The 15,474-nt window shown below is 55.4% G+C and carries 16 protein-coding genes; 3 read left to right on the top strand and 13 right to left on the bottom strand.

Annotation, left to right across the window (positions count from 1 at the left end; translation table 11 throughout):
- Positions 1-136: 136 nt before the first annotated feature.
- The 12 genes from FEF65_RS02640 to FEF65_RS02585 form a co-directional block, all read right to left on the bottom strand.
- On the bottom strand, positions 137-454 hold the full coding sequence (locus tag FEF65_RS02640) for a non-heme iron oxygenase ferredoxin subunit (protein ID WP_138238239.1): 318 nt from the start codon (positions 452-454) through the stop codon (positions 137-139).
- A 15-nt stretch (positions 455-469) separates the two neighbouring features.
- On the bottom strand, positions 470-1,042 hold the full coding sequence (sufT, locus tag FEF65_RS02635) for a putative Fe-S cluster assembly protein SufT (RefSeq protein WP_138238238.1): 573 nt from the start codon (positions 1,040-1,042) through the stop codon (positions 470-472).
- On the bottom strand, positions 1,039-1,494 hold the full coding sequence (sufU, locus tag FEF65_RS02630) for a Fe-S cluster assembly sulfur transfer protein SufU (protein ID WP_138238237.1): 456 nt from the start codon (positions 1,492-1,494) through the stop codon (positions 1,039-1,041). Before sufU ends, sufT begins: the two co-directional genes overlap by 4 nt.
- A gap of 169 nt (positions 1,495-1,663) precedes the next feature.
- A complete protein-coding gene (locus FEF65_RS02625; protein ID WP_138238407.1) occupies positions 1,664-2,881 on the bottom strand; it encodes a cysteine desulfurase in 1,218 nt (405 codons plus the stop codon).
- 162 nt (positions 2,882-3,043) lie between these two features.
- Entirely contained in the window at positions 3,044-4,294 is a 1,251-nt protein-coding gene (sufD, locus tag FEF65_RS02620) for a Fe-S cluster assembly protein SufD (RefSeq protein WP_138238236.1), read from the bottom strand.
- Positions 4,291-5,043 carry a Fe-S cluster assembly ATPase SufC gene (gene sufC, locus FEF65_RS02615; protein WP_138238406.1) on the bottom strand — a complete coding sequence of 251 codons (753 nt, stop codon included), beginning with the start codon at positions 5,041-5,043 and terminating at the stop codon, positions 4,291-4,293. The genes sufD and sufC overlap by 4 nt, the downstream gene beginning before the upstream one ends.
- 166 nt (positions 5,044-5,209) lie before the next feature.
- A complete protein-coding gene (gene sufB, locus FEF65_RS02610) occupies positions 5,210-6,664 on the bottom strand; it encodes a Fe-S cluster assembly protein SufB (RefSeq protein ID WP_138238235.1) in 1,455 nt (484 codons plus the stop codon).
- Positions 6,664-7,119: an SUF system Fe-S cluster assembly regulator gene (locus FEF65_RS02605; RefSeq protein ID WP_138238234.1), complete on the bottom strand. Its 456-nt coding sequence runs from the start codon at positions 7,117-7,119 to the stop codon at positions 6,664-6,666. Before FEF65_RS02605 ends, sufB begins: the two co-directional genes overlap by 1 nt.
- Positions 7,120-7,212: 93 nt before the next feature.
- Positions 7,213-8,175, bottom strand: coding sequence for a calcium/sodium antiporter (locus tag FEF65_RS02600; RefSeq protein WP_138238405.1), 963 nt, complete (start codon positions 8,173-8,175; stop codon positions 7,213-7,215).
- 2 nt (positions 8,176-8,177) lie between these two features.
- Positions 8,178-9,059: a phosphoribosylaminoimidazolesuccinocarboxamide synthase gene (locus tag FEF65_RS02595; RefSeq protein WP_138238233.1), complete on the bottom strand. Its 882-nt coding sequence runs from the start codon at positions 9,057-9,059 to the stop codon at positions 8,178-8,180.
- A 350-nt stretch (positions 9,060-9,409) separates the two neighbouring features.
- Entirely contained in the window at positions 9,410-10,147 is a 738-nt protein-coding gene (locus FEF65_RS02590) for a cytochrome b/b6 domain-containing protein (RefSeq protein WP_138238232.1), read from the bottom strand.
- 142 nt (positions 10,148-10,289) lie between these two features.
- A complete protein-coding gene (locus FEF65_RS02585) occupies positions 10,290-11,513 on the bottom strand; it encodes a dicarboxylate/amino acid:cation symporter (protein ID WP_138238231.1) in 1,224 nt (407 codons plus the stop codon).
- Between the two features lie 187 nt (positions 11,514-11,700).
- On the opposite strand from FEF65_RS02585, the gene FEF65_RS02580 reads away from it, so the two are divergent.
- The 3 genes from FEF65_RS02580 to FEF65_RS02570 all read left to right on the top strand — a co-directional run bounded on the left by FEF65_RS02580 (position 11,701) and on the right by FEF65_RS02570 (position 14,869).
- Positions 11,701-12,084 (top strand): PilZ domain-containing protein, encoded by a 384-nt coding sequence (locus FEF65_RS02580; protein WP_138238230.1) that lies wholly within the window; start codon positions 11,701-11,703, stop codon positions 12,082-12,084.
- A 234-nt stretch (positions 12,085-12,318) separates the two neighbouring features.
- Positions 12,319-12,708, top strand: a complete 390-nt coding sequence (locus FEF65_RS02575; RefSeq protein WP_138238229.1) for a PilZ domain-containing protein — start codon at positions 12,319-12,321, stop codon at positions 12,706-12,708.
- Positions 12,709-12,763: 55 nt separating this feature from the next.
- On the top strand, positions 12,764-14,869 hold the full coding sequence (locus FEF65_RS02570) for a putative bifunctional diguanylate cyclase/phosphodiesterase (RefSeq protein WP_138238228.1): 2,106 nt from the start codon (positions 12,764-12,766) through the stop codon (positions 14,867-14,869).
- Positions 14,870-15,140: 271 nt separating this feature from the next.
- Here the strand turns inward: FEF65_RS02570 and FEF65_RS02565 are convergent, their stop codons facing one another.
- On the bottom strand, positions 15,141-15,464 hold the full coding sequence (locus FEF65_RS02565) for a rhodanese-like domain-containing protein (protein WP_138238227.1): 324 nt from the start codon (positions 15,462-15,464) through the stop codon (positions 15,141-15,143).
- Positions 15,465-15,474 lie beyond the last annotated feature (10 nt).

The following is a 15,474-nucleotide window of genomic DNA, read 5'->3' as shown; positions in this document are numbered from 1 at the left end:
CTGTACCTCGCGGCATGGCATCGTGCTCGACTTAAAACCGAAGGCCCGGCAGCCATAAGGGCGACCCGGATCCCAGGTCACAAAATAGTGGCGGCAGCTCAGGCATGGGGCCTTTTGTGGTTGCTGCTGTGGCCGTTTAGTCATCGATATCGATCTGCACCATATTCCGCGCATCAATACGGACGGGGAACGTGGCGATATCATCATAGGCCGGAGGGGTCAGGGCGCGTCCATTCCGAATGCAGAAGCGGGCACCATGGCGGGGGCAGATGATCTGATCCCCTTCGCAGCGTCCGCTGGCAAGTTCGCCACCATCGTGGGTGCAGATATCCTCAATGGCAAAAAAATCGCCATCAAGATTGAACACGGCTATTTCAGCATAGGGCGTTGAAATAATTTTACGGCTGCCGGGGGGCAGGTCCGTGGCGTTTGCAACATCAATCCACTCAGCCATATCCGCTCTCTCCTGTTAAAACATGCCCAGTTGCAGGCGTGCTTCGTCGGACATCATGGAACGATCCCAGGTTGGTTCAAACACCAGCTCAACCTCAACATCCGTGACATGGTTGACGCTGAGTACCTTTTGTCGCACGTCGTCGACAATAAAGGGTCCCATGCCACAGCCGGGAGCGGTCAGGGTCATGACAATATCAACATGGTTGCCGCCATCGTCGGTATCGACGACATGGCAGTCGTAGACCAGACCAAGATCAACAATATTGACCGGAATTTCCGGGTCGTAGCAGGTACGCAGAACAGCCCAGATTTCCTGCTCATTCACGGGACCCGATGCAGGTTCATCCTTTTTTTCCTCCAGTGCCGCTGCAACAGCCTGCTCTGTGGTCATGCCAATGCCGAGTGCATCGGCATCCCTGCCTTCAATACGGGCAAGGTTGCCGGAGACGCTGACGGTAAAGCTGCCACCCAGCTCCTGGGTGATGAGCACCAGTGCTCCGGCCGGAATGGTGACCGGGGTGCCAAGCGGAATCAGAACAGCATCGCAGTCGCGTGTGGTTTTGATCATATCACCTGAATGGTTCATTCTGTTTTCGCTACCTTATGAGAGTCTTCAACGGCCGATTTCACGGTGTGCCAGCAGAGTGAGGCGCATTTGATCCGGCTTGGAAATTCGCGCACACCGGAGAGTACGGCCAGTTTTCCCATGACAGCCTCATCCGGCAGCTCATCCAGATCGGATGTCACCATATGCTGAAAGCCTTCAAATTTCTGCTTGAATTCACTGACAGGAGTGCCCTTCAGTGCCTCTGTCATCAGTGAGGCGGAGGCAACCGAGATGGCACACCCTTCCCCTTCAAATGAAACGGCTTCGATGATGCCTGCATCGTTTACATTCAGATAAACATGCAGCTTGTCACCACAGAGGGGGTTGTAGCCATCGGCCTCATGGTTGAAGCGGGCAAGCTTGCCGAAATTTCGCGGGCTTTTGTTGTGATCAACAATCACCTGCTGATACAGATCTCTTAATTCAAACATGGAAAAAAACCTTTGTGCACCGCAGAGGGCGCAGCGTTGCGCAGAGTAAAATCAAAGCAGGAAAACATGGAAAAAATGAAGGAATACGCAATCCCGGATGGTTGAATGCCAGGCAAATCACTATGAGTCATTAACGCTGTGCAACTCTGCGTACTCTGTGGTGAGATATTCATGCAAATATCTCCTGCGCTTTTTTAAGCGCAGCAAACAGTGCATCGACCTCATCCTCTGTGTTGTACATGGAGAATGAGGCACGTGCGGTAGCCGGTACCCTGAAAAACTGCATCACCGGCATGGCACAGTGATGGCCGGCACGAATGGCAACACCTTCCCGATCCACAATGGTACCCAGATCATGCGGGTGAACACCCTGAAGTACAAACGAGAGGACGCATGCCTTATGCGCAGCCGTGCCGATCCGTCGCAAGCCGTCGAATGCCTCCGCCTTTGCATTGGCGTAGGCCAGCAGCTCTTTTTCACGCGCCTCAATGGCTTCAAAGCCGACGCCCTGAATATACTCAATAGCCTTGCCGAAGCCGATGGCGCCGGCGATATGAGGCGTCCCTGCCTCGAATTTGTAGGGCAGATCGTTATATTCGCTCTTCTCAAAGGTGACCATGCGAATCATGTCACCGCCACCCTGATAGGGCGGCATGCCATCGAGAATGGACTCTTTGCCGATCAGGATGCCAATGCCGGTCGGTCCATACATCTTATGGGCACTGGTGACATAGAAGTCGACGTCGAGTGCCTGTACATCCACCGCCAGATGGGCCGCAGCCTGGGCTCCGTCGATCAATACTTTGGCACCGGCAGCGTGGGCTTTGGCAATGATGGATGCGATCGGGTTGATGGTGCCGAGTGCATTGGACATGTGCACGGCGCCGACAAGGCGGGTGCGCTCGCAGAGGAGGGCATCAAAGCTCTCCATGATCAGCTCGCCATGCTCATTCATCGGCACGACTTTCAGGGTGGCGCCGACGCGTTCGCACAGCAGTTGCCACGGGACAATATTGGAGTGGTGCTCCATATGCGTGATCAGAATCTCATCGCCGGCTTTGATATTGGCATGGCCCCACGATGAGGCAATCAGGTTGATCGACTCGGTGGTGCCACGGGTGAAGATCACTTCCCGCTCGCTGCGCGTATTGAAGAAGCGGGCAATCTGTTTGCGTGCTCCTTCATAGGCCGCTGTAGCCCGTTCGGAAAGGGCATGCACACCCCGGTGTACGTTGGCATTGTCCGCCTGATAGTAGTGGCTGATCGCATCAATCACCGACTGCGGCTTCTGGGTTGTAGCGGCATTATCCAGATAGGCCAGTGGCTTGCCGTAAATCTTCTGGTCAAGGATCGGGAAATCGCCGCGAATCTTTTCAATATCAAACATCATCAAAACCTTTTTGCACCGCTAAGGAAGCAAAGTGATGCAGCGTAAAAATTGATGTACTAAAGCAGGCAGCCTGTGAACTGGCCCGGCGGGCGTTCTGCAATCGACAGGTCGTAGTAAATTTTCCTTTGCGTAACGCTGCGTCCCCTGCGGTGAAGAGAATCATACCAGCATGCCTTCAAGATCGGTGATAGATGGCAGTTTGGCAAATGCGGCCCGCTCGATAAAGCGACGAATGGAGTGGTTGTTCATACGGGCCAGTTGCTCATCGGCAAAGGCGACAGTGAGCAGCTGTTTTGCCTCCTCTTCCGCGATGCCGCGTGATTTAAGGTAGAACAGCTGGTTTTTGTCGAGCTGGCCGACAGTGACGCCATGCGCACATTTCACATCATCGTGATAGATCTCAAGCTCAGGCTTGGTATCGACGGCCGCATCAGGTGAGAGCAGCAGGTTGGCATTGTTTTGTGCCGAGTCGGTTTTGATCGCCCCTTTGGCAACCACGATCTTGCCGTTGAATACACCATGTGAGCGGCCATCCAGTACACTGCGGTAGCTTTCACGCGAGCTGCAGTAAGGGGCGTTGTGCTCAATGCGGGTGTGGTGGTCGATATGCTGACGCCCGGTGGCGACAAACAGGCCACCAAGTTCGCAGCTTGCACCGCGCTCATCCAGCCGGCTGATGACATCACAGCGGGAGAGCATGCCGCCCAGCTCGACAGCATGCAGCTGATAGGAGGAGTCCGCCTTCTGGCTGACTTCGACGCGGCCACTGTGGCACTGTTTGGCAGCCTCAAGTTGCAGGCGGTAGTGGGTGCAGCGAGCGCCTGCAGCCAGACGAATGGCTGTGACACTGTTGGTCAGTCCTGCTTCGCTGTGCTGCCCGTGAAAATGCTCAATGACTTCGAGCTCGGCATGTGGGCCCAGTTCGATACCGGTGCGCAGGTGGGCGGTGCCACCGCTGTTCAGGTGCAGGAGATATAACGGCTGGTCTAGCCGGGTATTGGCCGGGATGCAGATGCATGCCCCATCGGCAGCGAGAGCGCTGTTGGCCGCAGTGAGGCCGCTGCTCAGCGGTGCATCGGGCTGATATGCCAGCAGATCAACGACTTTCGCCGGCTCATCCTGCATCAGACTGGCCAGTGATGTGATGGTGACGCCGGGCGGAAGCTCGGAGCGTGCGGGATCGAAATATCCATTGTTGAAAACCATGCGCCACGCATCGAGGCCGGGCAGCTCAACCATGTCGATTGCAACAGCCCCGGTGCCGGCCGGCTGCCACCACTGCTCACCGAGCAGTGTCTGAATGCGGGAGAGGTCGGTATATTTCCAGTCTTCATCGCGAGTCGTTGGCAATCCTTTTTCTTCAAAAGCCTGCCATGCCTGCTGGCGAAGGGTTTGCAGTGACCCGCTCATGCCGCAGCCTCTTGTCTGACCCAGTCGTAGCCGCGCTCTTCCAGTTCGAGGGCCAGCTCCTTGCCGCCGGTTTTAAGAATCTTTCCGTCAGCCAGTACGTGCACGACATCGGGCACGATGTAATCGAGCAAGCGCTGATAATGGGTGACCATGACAATCGAACGGTCGGATGAGCGCAGTTTGTTGACGCCGCCGGCGACGATGCGCAGTGCATCGATGTCCAGTCCCGAGTCGGTTTCATCAAGCAGCGCCAGAGATGGCTCCAGTACTGCCATCTGAAAGATTTCATTGCGCTTTTTCTCGCCGCCCGAGAAGCCTTCATTGACGCCGCGGGACAGAAACGACGGGTCCAGCTCCACCAGTTTTGCCTTCTCGCGTACCAGTTGCAGAAACTCCATCGCGTCGAGCTCCTGCTCACCATGATGCTTGCGCCTGGCATTGACGCCTGCCTTGAGCAGGTAGGTGTTATTGACGCCGGGAATTTCTACAGGGTACTGGAAGGCCAGAAAGATACCCTCCCACGAACGCTGTTCAGGGCTCATCTCCAGCAGGTTTTTACCCTTGTAGGTAATCGAACCGCTGGTTACGGTATAACCATCGCGGCCGGCAATGATATTGGAGAGGGTTGATTTACCCGATCCGTTCGGGCCCATGATGGCATGAACCTCACCGGCTCCAATTGTCAGGTTGATCCCTTTCAGAATCTCTTTCCCGTCTACCGACGCATGTAAATTCTCAATTTTAATCATCATTCAAAACCCTTTCACCGCAGAGTACGCAGCGTGACGCAAAGTTAATCATCGATCGTTTTGCGCCGCGCACCTCACAGTTCATATTTATCCACCACCGCGTTAAGCGATCGCCCGGTTTGCCGGTCGTGCTCTGCGAAACGTTGCGTCCTTTGCGGTTTAAATTTTATCCTACCGCGCCTTCGAGAGAGACTTCCATCAGGCGATTGGCCTCAACGGCGAACTCCATCGGCAGTTCGTTAAACACATCCTTGCAGAAGCCGTTGACGATCATATTGACGGCATCCTCTTCGGAGATGCCACGGCTCTGGCAGTAAAACAGCTGATCCTCGCCAATCTTTGAGGTCGTGGCCTCATGCTCCATGGTGGCGGTCGGGTTTTTCACTTCCACATACGGGAATGTATGGGCGCCGCAGTTTTCACCGATCAGCAGCGAGTCGCACTGGGTGTAGTTGCGTGCCCCTTCCGCTGATTTGCCGATCCGTACAAGGCCGCGATAGGACTGCTGACCGAAACCGGCGGAAATACCCTTGGAGACAATCGTGCTGCGGGTGTTTTTACCGATGTGGATCATCTTGGTGCCGGTATCGGCCTCCTGCCGCATTTTGGTCAGTGCGACGGAGTAAAACTCACCGACCGAGTCATCGCCGCGCAGGATGCAGCTCGGATACTTCCAGGTAATCGCGGAACCGGTCTCGACCTGTGTCCAGCTCACCCTCGAGCGCGCACCGCGACAATCGGCGCGCTTGGTTACAAAGTTGTAGATGCCGCCGACGCCGTTTTCATCCCCCGGATACCAGTTTTGTACCGTTGAGTATTTGATCCGGGCATCGTCGAGTGCAACGAGTTCAACAACCGCTGCATGCAACTGGTTTTCGTCGCGCTGCGGAGCGGTGCAGCCTTCAAGGTAGGAGACGTATGACCCCTCATCGGCAATGATCAGCGTGCGTTCAAACTGGCCGGTGTTCAGTGCATTGATGCGGAAATAGGTCGACAGCTCCATCGGGCAGCGAACCCCTTTGGGGATATAGACAAAGGAGCCATCGGTAAATACGGCAGAGTTGAGTGCTGCATAGAAATTGTCACCGGTCGGTACGACCGTGCCAAGATACTGTTGTACCAGTTCCGGGTATTCGCGAACGGCCTCGGAAATCGGGCAGAAGATCACACCGGCATCCTTGAGTTTACCCTTGAATGTGGTGGCGACAGATACCGAGTCGAATACAGCATCGACCGCCACGCCGGCGAGAAACTCCTGCTCCCTGAGCGGGATACCAAGCTTGGCATAGGTTTCCAGCAGTTTCGGGTCCACTTCATCCAGGCTCTTCGGCCCGTCTTTTTGCGACTTCGGCGCCGAGTAGTAGGAGATCGCCTGATAGTCGATGGGCGGATAATTGACATGTGCCCAGTGCGGCTCCTGCATGGTTTGCCAGTGGCGGAATGCCTCCAGTCGCCAGTTCAGCAGCCATTCCGGTTCCTCTTTTTTTGCCGAGATGTGGCGGATCACATCCTCATTCAGCCCCGGCGGCAGCGTATCGGTTTCAATGTCGGTGACAAAACCGGCCTCGTATTCGCGGCCGGTAAACTCTTCGGGTTTTCGTTCCTGTCTGGTTTCGGACATCAGTGCACCTTCGCTATGGCAATGCCGCGCTGCAGGCGGAATACCGGGATAAAATCCTGTTCGCTCATATCGGCCAGTGAAATGGACTCAAGTGCCTCACGTACAGCCTGATTGATGCGCTTCCAGTTATTGCTGGTGGAGCAGACCGCCGACTGATCGCAGCTGCTGTCGGCAAGGTTGCATTCGGTCAGTGCAATGGAGCCTTCAAATACATCGATGACATCGCGAACATTGATCTCGGATGCATGGCGTGTGAGCTGATAGCCGCCGCGGGCACCACGGGTTGAGCTGAGCAGGTTTTCATGCAGCAGCATTTGCAGAATTTTACTGACGGTGGGAACAGGAATATGGGTTGCCTCGGCAAGGCCTGCAGCTGTGAACAGTTGCTGCTCGGATGTTGCCATGTGCGTCATCAACAGAATGCCATAGTCGGTCAGTTTGGTCAGTCTAAGCATTGCCACCTCTTAAAGGCGACTATTCTAGTCCTGTATTAATTTATCGACAACGCAGAGCGGTTTATGGTTATTGTGATGGCCCCTTATCGGGGATCATGACTGCAGGTAAAGCAGGTACAGATAGGCACCAAAGCCGGTGGTCAGCAGGCTGGCCTCAAATCGTCCCAGTGTTCCCCCCTCCTTTTTAAGGCCGAAGGAGAAGAGAAAAAGCGCCACGGTAAAGGCGAGCATGATGGGAAAATCGCGTAACAGTGCCGGGGCGGCAAAGTGGCCCGGGCTGATCAGTGCCGGCATGGCCAGTACTGCGAGCAGGTTGAATATGTTTGAGCCGATGACGTTGCCAAGTGCCATATCCGCTTCACCCTTCACGGCACTGGCAACCGAGGCGACCAGTTCGGGCAGGCTGGTGCCGATGGCGACAATGGTCAGGCCGATGACCAGGTCGCTGACACCCAGGTAGTGAGCAATCTCGACGGCTCCCCAGACAACCATGCGGGAGCTGACCATCAGCAGGATCAGGCCAATGACAAACCACATCACAGATCGCCCCATGCTCATCGACTCGGGAATGGAGCCGGTAAACTCCTCAACCAGCGGGTCGTGTCGGTCGCGCAGGCCGATCATGGTGATCCAGGTGAGAAATAACACCAGCGCGATGATCAGGATGATGCCATCCTGAATTTCCAGTTTGCCATCCGACATCAGGGCAAAGGCCAGAAAGGTCACCAGAAACAGGATCGGAAGCTCACGCCGAAGCGTCATCGATGTGACCGCCATCGGCGTAATGATGGCAGTGATGCCGAGAACCAGGCCGATGTTGGCAATATTCGAGCCCAGTACATTGCCGATGCCAAGGTCACGATTGCCGTCAAGAGCAGCCATGGCCGAGACGATCATCTCAGGCAGGGAGGTGCCGATGCTGACAATCGTCAGGCCGATGACCATGGGCGGTATGCGCAGGTTTTTGGCGATCGATGCTGCGCCATCGACAAAACGATCCGCGCCCCAAATCAGTAACCCGACGCCGACAAACAGTGCGGCAATAGAGGTAAACAGCATCAGGCGGTCAGCCGCTCCAGTGCTTCCCTGTATTTCTCGGCGGTTTTCAGCTGAATGGCTTCCGGAATGACAGGGCCGGGCGCCTGTTTGTTCCAGTCGAGCGTTTCCAGCCAGTCGCGTACATACTGTTTATCAAAGCTTGGCGGGCTGATGCCCGGACGGTATTCGGAGACAGGCCAGAAGCGGGATGAATCCGGCGTCAGTACCTCATCGATCAGGGCGAGGTTGCCATCGGCATCAAGGCCGAACTCGAACTTGGTGTCGGCAATGATGATGCCGCGCGCCAGCGCATAGGCCGCAGCTTCGGAATAGAGCTTCAGGCTGGTGTCGCGGACCTGTGCAGCCAGCTCCGGTCCGATGATTTCACACATGCGATCAAAGTCGATGTTTTCATCATGATCGCCGACGTTTGCCTTGGTCGATGGCGTAAAGATCGGCTCAGGCAGTTTGCCGGCAAGCTCAAGTCCTGCGGGCAGGGCAATACCGCAAACAGAACCCTGGCGCTGATACTCCTTCCAGCCGGAGCCGATCAGGTAGCCGCGGACAATGGCCTCAATGGGCAGTGGTTTCAGTCGCTTTACGATAATGGCATGAGAGCTGACACGTGCCCGCTCTTCGCTGTCCGGCAACGCCTCTTCCAGCGTCATGGTAGCGGTATGGTTGGGGACGATATGTCCAAGCTTGTGAAACCAGAAGTCGGAAACGGCGTTGAGTACCTCGCCCTTGCCCGGAATTGCGGTAGGCAATACCACATCGAAGGCGGAGAGGCGGTCGGTTGTCACGATCAGCAGATGGTTTTCATCCACTTCGTACATATCCCTCACCTTGCCTTTGTGCAGCAGTTTCAGGCTTTGAATTTCTGCATTCATCATTGCAGCCATCAGATTTGTTCCCCCGCAGTTTGCAGTGTCATATTGTTAAGCAGCGAAAAATGCCCGATGGGCAGCTCCGATACAAGCAGCCCTGCCTCAAGGCCGCATTTCGCAGTGAATTTTTCAGTCATGGCGTGTTGATTGAGAGTCGCTCGGATTAATATCAGAACGCAACGTATATAGAGTAGTTTTCAGTTACTTGCAAATCAGATGCTGCCATGTCCGGTTGGCGCCGTTGACGACGGCAATAGCGTCTGCTCCGGCTACCCTGCCGGGTTGCAGCCGGTCATCCATGGCCCGCATGGAAGCGCCGAGTGAATCAGCGCTTCCATGGCGAGCAGACTGTTTGGCGGATGCGTTTACTCTTTAAGATCTTCAGGATCGCGGGAGAGTACCTTTTTGCCCGAGAACATGGCCGATACGAGGTTGCTTCCCTCGCTGATTTCAGCTTTCACCACGGCGAAAATATGCAGAAGAATCATCAGCATCAGCGCATAGGCTACATAGAGGTGAATTTCCCCGAATGGTTCCTTGAATGCGCCCAGTTCCTTCAGTTTTACCGGGTCGACGCCGGTCTTGTCATAGGGCTTGAGTGTGGCGGGGTTGACGCCGTCAGCAGCCACTTCGGCTGCGAACATGCTGCCGAATGGTGGATAGTAAACATCGGTGCCGGCCCGGACCAGGCCGGTTACAGCCTGGGTGATCAGCATCAGCATCAGTACGACTACGGCAAGGCGACCAAGCGGGTTGTGGCCAAGAAACTGCTGCGGGTGGCCGGTTTTGATGCTGGCAATGTAGGAGGACAATACGGTTCCAAAGCCTTTACCCGGAATAATGTTGCTCCAGCGGGCAAAGCGGTTGCCGATAAAGCCCCAGACCAGGCGGATAAAGAGATTGAGTGAGAATACGTAGCCGATGACGATATGAATTTCCTTGATGGCGATTTTTGCATCAAGGCTGGTAATGCCGATATCTCTTTTGTAGAGCATGACGATGCCGACAATGATCAGTAGCAGAACGGAGAGAAAATTTACCCAGTGGAAAATACGGGTAGGAGCATCCCATACCCTGTAGCGTTTTAGTATTGCTTCGGTCATTGCTGCCTCTCATTCGAGTCATTGAATTTGGCTGTCGCGGTCTGCAGGAGAGAGCGCGCCGGCGGCGCAATGATAGTGGCAGAATATGGTTGCGGAAAGGTATTAAGCCTGTTGCTTGCAGTGGCTGGCGGAAAACTGTGCGTCAGTTCCCGGCTTTTTTATCGGGGCTGGTCAGATAACCGACGACGGCCGCGCCCACCGAATCGCCGAATACATTGACGGTGGTGCGGCAGCGGTCGAGGAACCAGTCCACGGCGAGAATCAGACCGATCCCCTCCAGTGGCAGGCCGACAGCCTCCAGTACCATCACCATGGTGACGAGGCCTGCCTCCGGAATGCCTGCCGCACCAATGGCAGCCATCGTGGCCGTCAGTAATACCACCAATTGTTGGCCAAAGCCCAGCTCAATGCCATAGGCCTGCGCTATAAACAGTACGGCGACCGCCTCGTAAAGGGCTGTGCCGTCCATGTTGATGGTTGCGCCCAGTGGCAGCACAAAGCGGCGTGCTTTTTCGTTGACGCCGGCCTGTTGAACGGCCTCCATGGTCAGAGGCAGGGTGGCACTGGATGAGGCGGTGGAAAATGCGGTCATCAGAGGTGTGCCCATATAGCCAAGGTATTGGATGACCGGGCGGCGGGCCAGTAGCATCAGCAGCATACAAAGTACGGCCGCATGGGTGAGCAGTCCTGATATCACCGCCAGTACATAGCGGCCAAGCCCGGTCAGCTGGGCAAGGAATGCTTCGCCTCCGCCCGCCTCACCAAGCCGGGAGGCAATCAGGGCAAATACACCCACCGGTGCAAAGAGCATGATCCACTCGACAATACGCATCATTGCCTCATTCAGTCCGTCGAAAAAAGCAATGACCGGTCTCCCCCGCTCACCGATGGTTGTGAGTGCTGCTGCCAGAAGAATGCAGAATACGATGACGGGCAGCAGCTTCATGTGGGCAGCTGCATCAATGATATTGGGGTGCACCAGTGAGAGGATCAGGTCGCTGATGCCGATATCGCCTGTTGTATGCGCTGGTGTGCTTGCGCCGAGGTCAACGCCTGTGCCGGGCTGCCAGAGATTGGCCATCAGCAGGCCGATCGATACGGCAATCAGGGTCGTGGTGGCATAGTAGGTGATCGATATGCCGCCCATGCGGCCGAGGTTACGGACATCGCCGAGAGCGGCGACACCGGTGATGATGCTGGCCGCGACGAGCGGTACGATGAGCATTTTCAGCAGGGTCAGAAACAGCTCTCCGAGCCAGGCAACAGAGCCCATTGCCGGTCCCCAGATATAGCCGCTAAGGCCACCGGCCAGAATGGCTGTGAGCATGGCCAACAGCAGTCCTGATCCTGATTTTTCCTTATTCATCCATTACCTTCCTTGCCGGCAGACAGCGATTGCGGATTAAAACATACGGGGATGATTGAAGAAACTGCTTTTAGCCGGGTATCTTCTTTTCATGCACCTGATCGGGCAGGATCGCACGGAGGCGGCGCTTTTCCTGTCGGGGTATAGCGCGAGGGGCCTGGTGGCCCCGGAGAGTCCGGGAGGTCAAATGAAATCACACGACAACAGGCGTAACTATAGTCGTTCCAGAGTTTCCGTGGGGGCCACACTGACGCCGGAAGGGGAGGAGCCATTCGGCGTTGAGGTGGCCGATTTGAGCATGACCGGGGTTTTCCTGCGTTGCACCGCCGGGTTGCCGGTCGGCTGCAAATGCACGATCAGTATTTTGTTCGGTCATTTTATGCATGAGTTACCCATTGTTGCGACCGCCAGAGTGGTTCGTGTTGTGGATGGCGGTATGGCGCTGAGGTTTGATTCGGTCCGGCTGGAGAGCAGTGTGGAGCTGCAGCAGCTGGTTGTGGAGCATGCGGACGATCCCGAGCAGGCCAGACTTGAGTGCTCAAAGGGCGGTGGCTGGATCTTCAGGCCTTAAGGAAGCGCTGATTAATTAGGCGCTTCCGAGCGAGCCATGGACGGCTTTGCCGCCGCCAGGTGAGCTGCAGGATGCAGCGAATCCAATCAGCCTCTCCTTCATTGCCCGGCTCTCTGCACACAGGGCGTGATTCATAGTCTCCCGGAGCAGGATGTTGAAAGAGGATGCAGATGCTGAGCCGCCATCTATACTCAGCTTCGGCATTGAAAATAACAGCTCAGCGGGGAATCTGTTATGACTATTCAACATGCGGTAAAAAAAACAGCTGCGGATCATCGCCTGCCCGTTTCGGCGCTGGTGGTGCTTCATGACGGTGAGGCATTTGAGGCGAGAGTCCTTGATTTGAGCATGAAGGGGGTGTTTCTTGACAGCCCCGCGATGACGCCGGTCGGTAGTTGTTGCCAGGTTACGATCTATTTCGGTCGCCATCATCATGAGTTGCCGGTGGTGGCCCGTTGCACTGTGGCACGGGCTGATGCACACAGTCTGGCGCTGAGATTTGATTCGCTGGCGCTGGACGGGCATGTCAGGCTTGATCCGTTTGAACATGGCGATCATCCGGTCATGGGTGAGTCCGAGCAGGTGGCGTTTTCCCGGCATGGTGGCTGGATTTTTTCGCCATGATGGCCGATCCTCACGGCGGGGCGAATGGCATATGTTTTGCTGAGGTCTTGCCATCATGCAGAGAGAGCTACCAAACCAGCATATGAATCGTCCCGGTCCGCTTGAAAAAGTGATGGTGATTGCTTCGGATGCAGATTTTTGCAGCCGGATGCATTCAGTCATTGAGGATGCCGGATATGAGCCGGTGATCGCCGGTAGCAGTGAGGCGGCCATTGTCCTGATGCAGGATGTGTTGCCTGCGCTGGTGATTTTGGCCGGGGAGCCGGATGATGCGACCCGTCACTCATGTTGTCGCTTCGTGGCGCAGGCGCCGGTCATTATTGTCGCCGATGGCCATGATGTGGAGGCAATCAGAGAGGCGTTTGATCAGGGGGTAACGGATTTTATTACCCGCCCTGTTGACTGGACCCTGTTAACACTTCGCCTTCAATATATTCTCCGTACAAGCCGGACCATGCAACAGGCTCGCACCAATGAGCGGCTGTTGGCTGAAGCGCAGCGAATTGCCAACCTGGGTAACTGGGCATGGGATTTGAGTTGTGATGAAATAGAGGTTTCTGATCAGAGCTGTCGTATTTTCGGGGTTCCGCGCACCTCGCCGGGGACCTTTTATCATCTCTTTCAAAGCGCCATTCATGACGATGATCGTGCCGGCTTCGATCGGGCGATTCACCAGGCGGTGCAGGGGCACCCTGCTGATATTGAGTTTCGCATTCATGTGCAGGGGGGGCAGGAAAAAACGCTGTTGATGCATGCCGAGCGATCCGGCCCTGCCGGCAGCAGTCATCTTTTTGGCACACTGCAAAACATTACAGAACGCAAAAAAACCGAAGAGTCGATACGGCGCCTGGCCTATTTCGATACGGTGACCGGATTACCCAACCGGACGCTGTTCAGTGAGCATTTGAAGGCTGCGCTGGCCAAGGCATCGCGTAACGGGACCTGTGTTGCCGTCATGTTTCTGGATCTCGATAATTTCAAACGCATCAATGACAGTCTCGGGCACGTGGCAGGAGATCAGTTGTTGAAAGAGGTGTCGGTCCGCCTGCAGCAGAGTATTCGCAGTACGGATGTGGCCGCCAGGGAGTCCTCGGATGATACGGTTGCCCGCCTGGGCGGGGATGAGTTCACTGTATTATTGACGGATATGGCCGATGCCAGTCACGCCGGTGTGGTCGCAGAGCGCATTCTTGACAGCCTTAGCAAGCCTTTGATGCTTGCCGGTAACCGGGTTTCGATTACGTCGAGTATCGGTATTGCGATCTATCCGGATGACGGCCATGAGTCCGACGTCCTTCTTAAGCATGCCGACGCAGCCATGTATCAGGTCAAGTATAAAGGGCGCAACGGGGTCTTTTTCTACGATGATGAGTTGAGGCGGCGTAGCCAGGATCGTATTCATCTCGAAGGAGAGCTGGTCAAGGCGCTTGAACGGGATGAGATGACGCTGTTTTACCAGCCGAAGATTGATGCCAATAGTTCGACTGTTTCTGGATTTGAAGCCTTGATTCGCTGGATTCACCCGGAGCGGGGCATGGTATCACCGATTGATTTCATCCCTGTAGCCGAAGACTCCGGGTTGATTGTGCCGATGGGTAAGTGGGTGATTCGCACGGCGTGCCGTCAGCATGTTGCCTGGCTGAAGGCGGGGCTGCCGCCGGTCAATATCTCGGTCAATCTTTCATGTCACCAGTTTGCCGATCATCACTTGCTGGCAAGCATTGAGCAGATTCTTGCCGAGACGGGCGTGGATCCGGCCTACCTGGAGTTTGAGATTACTGAAAGTGTGTTGATGAAGGATGCCGAGGCTGCACTGCAGGTACTCAGCGAGATGAAGGCGATGGGACTCAAGCTCTCGGTGGATGATTTTGGCACCGGCTACTCCAGTATGTCCTACCTGAAACATTTTCCCATTGATGTACTGAAAATTGATCGCTCGTTTGTGCTCGATATTACGACGGATGAGCAGGATGCCACCATCACGTCCGCAATTATCAGTCTGGCCGGAGCGCTTGGGCTGGCTGTGGTGGCTGAAGGTGTCGAAACGCGTGAGCAACTCGATTTTTTGCGGCAGTGCAATTGTGATCAGGTCCAGGGGTACCTGTTCAGTCCACCCGTTCCGGCCGATCGTGCCGTGCATTTGATCACAAAGCAGTTTTGAATGATAAGGTGGTGACTGCCCGCAACGGGGCAGCCGCACTATGTTTATTCTCTGGGGATCCCCAGGAGTCTGTCGGACTTAACTCAAATCTACTGCGCGGCAGGGATAGCGGCCCAAAACACCCCAGTCTTTTGTCGCATAGTCACCACTATGCTCCTCAATCCCGGAATATTTTTTCTTGCAGACATTGCTATCGCGCCATTTGAAGTCATGCCATGGCTTCAAACGGCTTGCTCCTGCTCGCTACGGATTGCTTAAATCCGACAGGCTCCTAGTAACGGGTGAGGGAGTTATCCACTTCGTCGATCCAGCAGATAATTCCACCCGCCAGATTCTGCACATTTGAATATCCCTGTGACTGGAGGAGCTCCACTGCTTTGGCAGAGCGTCCGCCGAGTTTGCAGTGAACCACGACCGGTTTGTCCTGCGGAACTTCGCTGAAGCGTTGTGCCAGTTCGCCAAGCGGAATGGTTTTAGTGCCTTCAATCCGGCAGATCGCCAGCTCATGCGGTTCGCGTACATCCAGTACATACAGGCCCGGATCCATGTCCATCATGGCTTTAAGCTGGCGTGGTGTAATGTCGTGTTCAGCCATCACTTCCTCC

The organism is Mariprofundus erugo, assembly GCF_005818865.1.
GTDB classification, from domain to species: domain Bacteria; phylum Pseudomonadota; class Zetaproteobacteria; order Mariprofundales; family Mariprofundaceae; genus Mariprofundus; species Mariprofundus erugo.
The sequence above is the reverse complement of the archived record's forward strand: the minus strand, read 5'-3'. Positions and strand labels throughout refer to the sequence as shown.

Bases quoted from the DNA above. Each gene is read 5' to 3' on its own strand.
- FEF65_RS02595 (WP_138238233.1), bottom strand. From the start codon at position 9,059: ATGGCTGCAATGATGAATGCAGAAATTCAAAGCCTGAAACTGCTGCAC.
- FEF65_RS02570 (WP_138238228.1), top strand. From the start codon at position 12,764: ATGCAGAGAGAGCTACCAAACCAGCATATGAATCGTCCCGGTCCGCTT.
- FEF65_RS02580 (WP_138238230.1), top strand. From the start codon at position 11,701: ATGAAATCACACGACAACAGGCGTAACTATAGTCGTTCCAGAGTTTCC.
- sufC (WP_138238406.1), bottom strand. From the start codon at position 5,043: ATGATTAAAATTGAGAATTTACATGCGTCGGTAGACGGGAAAGAGATT.
- FEF65_RS02585 (WP_138238231.1), bottom strand. From the start codon at position 11,513: ATGAATAAGGAAAAATCAGGATCAGGACTGCTGTTGGCCATGCTCACA.
- sufB (WP_138238235.1), bottom strand. From the start codon at position 6,664: ATGTCCGAAACCAGACAGGAACGAAAACCCGAAGAGTTTACCGGCCGC.
- FEF65_RS02590 (WP_138238232.1), bottom strand. From the start codon at position 10,147: ATGACCGAAGCAATACTAAAACGCTACAGGGTATGGGATGCTCCTACC.
- FEF65_RS02565 (WP_138238227.1), bottom strand. From the start codon at position 15,464: ATGGCTGAACACGACATTACACCACGCCAGCTTAAAGCCATGATGGAC.
- FEF65_RS02575 (WP_138238229.1), top strand. From the start codon at position 12,319: ATGACTATTCAACATGCGGTAAAAAAAACAGCTGCGGATCATCGCCTG.
- FEF65_RS02640 (WP_138238239.1), bottom strand. From the start codon at position 454: ATGGCTGAGTGGATTGATGTTGCAAACGCCACGGACCTGCCCCCCGGC.
- sufT (WP_138238238.1), bottom strand. From the start codon at position 1,042: ATGAACCATTCAGGTGATATGATCAAAACCACACGCGACTGCGATGCT.
- FEF65_RS02605 (WP_138238234.1), bottom strand. From the start codon at position 7,119: ATGCTTAGACTGACCAAACTGACCGACTATGGCATTCTGTTGATGACG.
- FEF65_RS02625 (WP_138238407.1), bottom strand. From the start codon at position 2,881: ATGTTTGATATTGAAAAGATTCGCGGCGATTTCCCGATCCTTGACCAG.
- sufD (WP_138238236.1), bottom strand. From the start codon at position 4,294: ATGAGCGGGTCACTGCAAACCCTTCGCCAGCAGGCATGGCAGGCTTTT.
- sufU (WP_138238237.1), bottom strand. From the start codon at position 1,494: ATGTTTGAATTAAGAGATCTGTATCAGCAGGTGATTGTTGATCACAAC.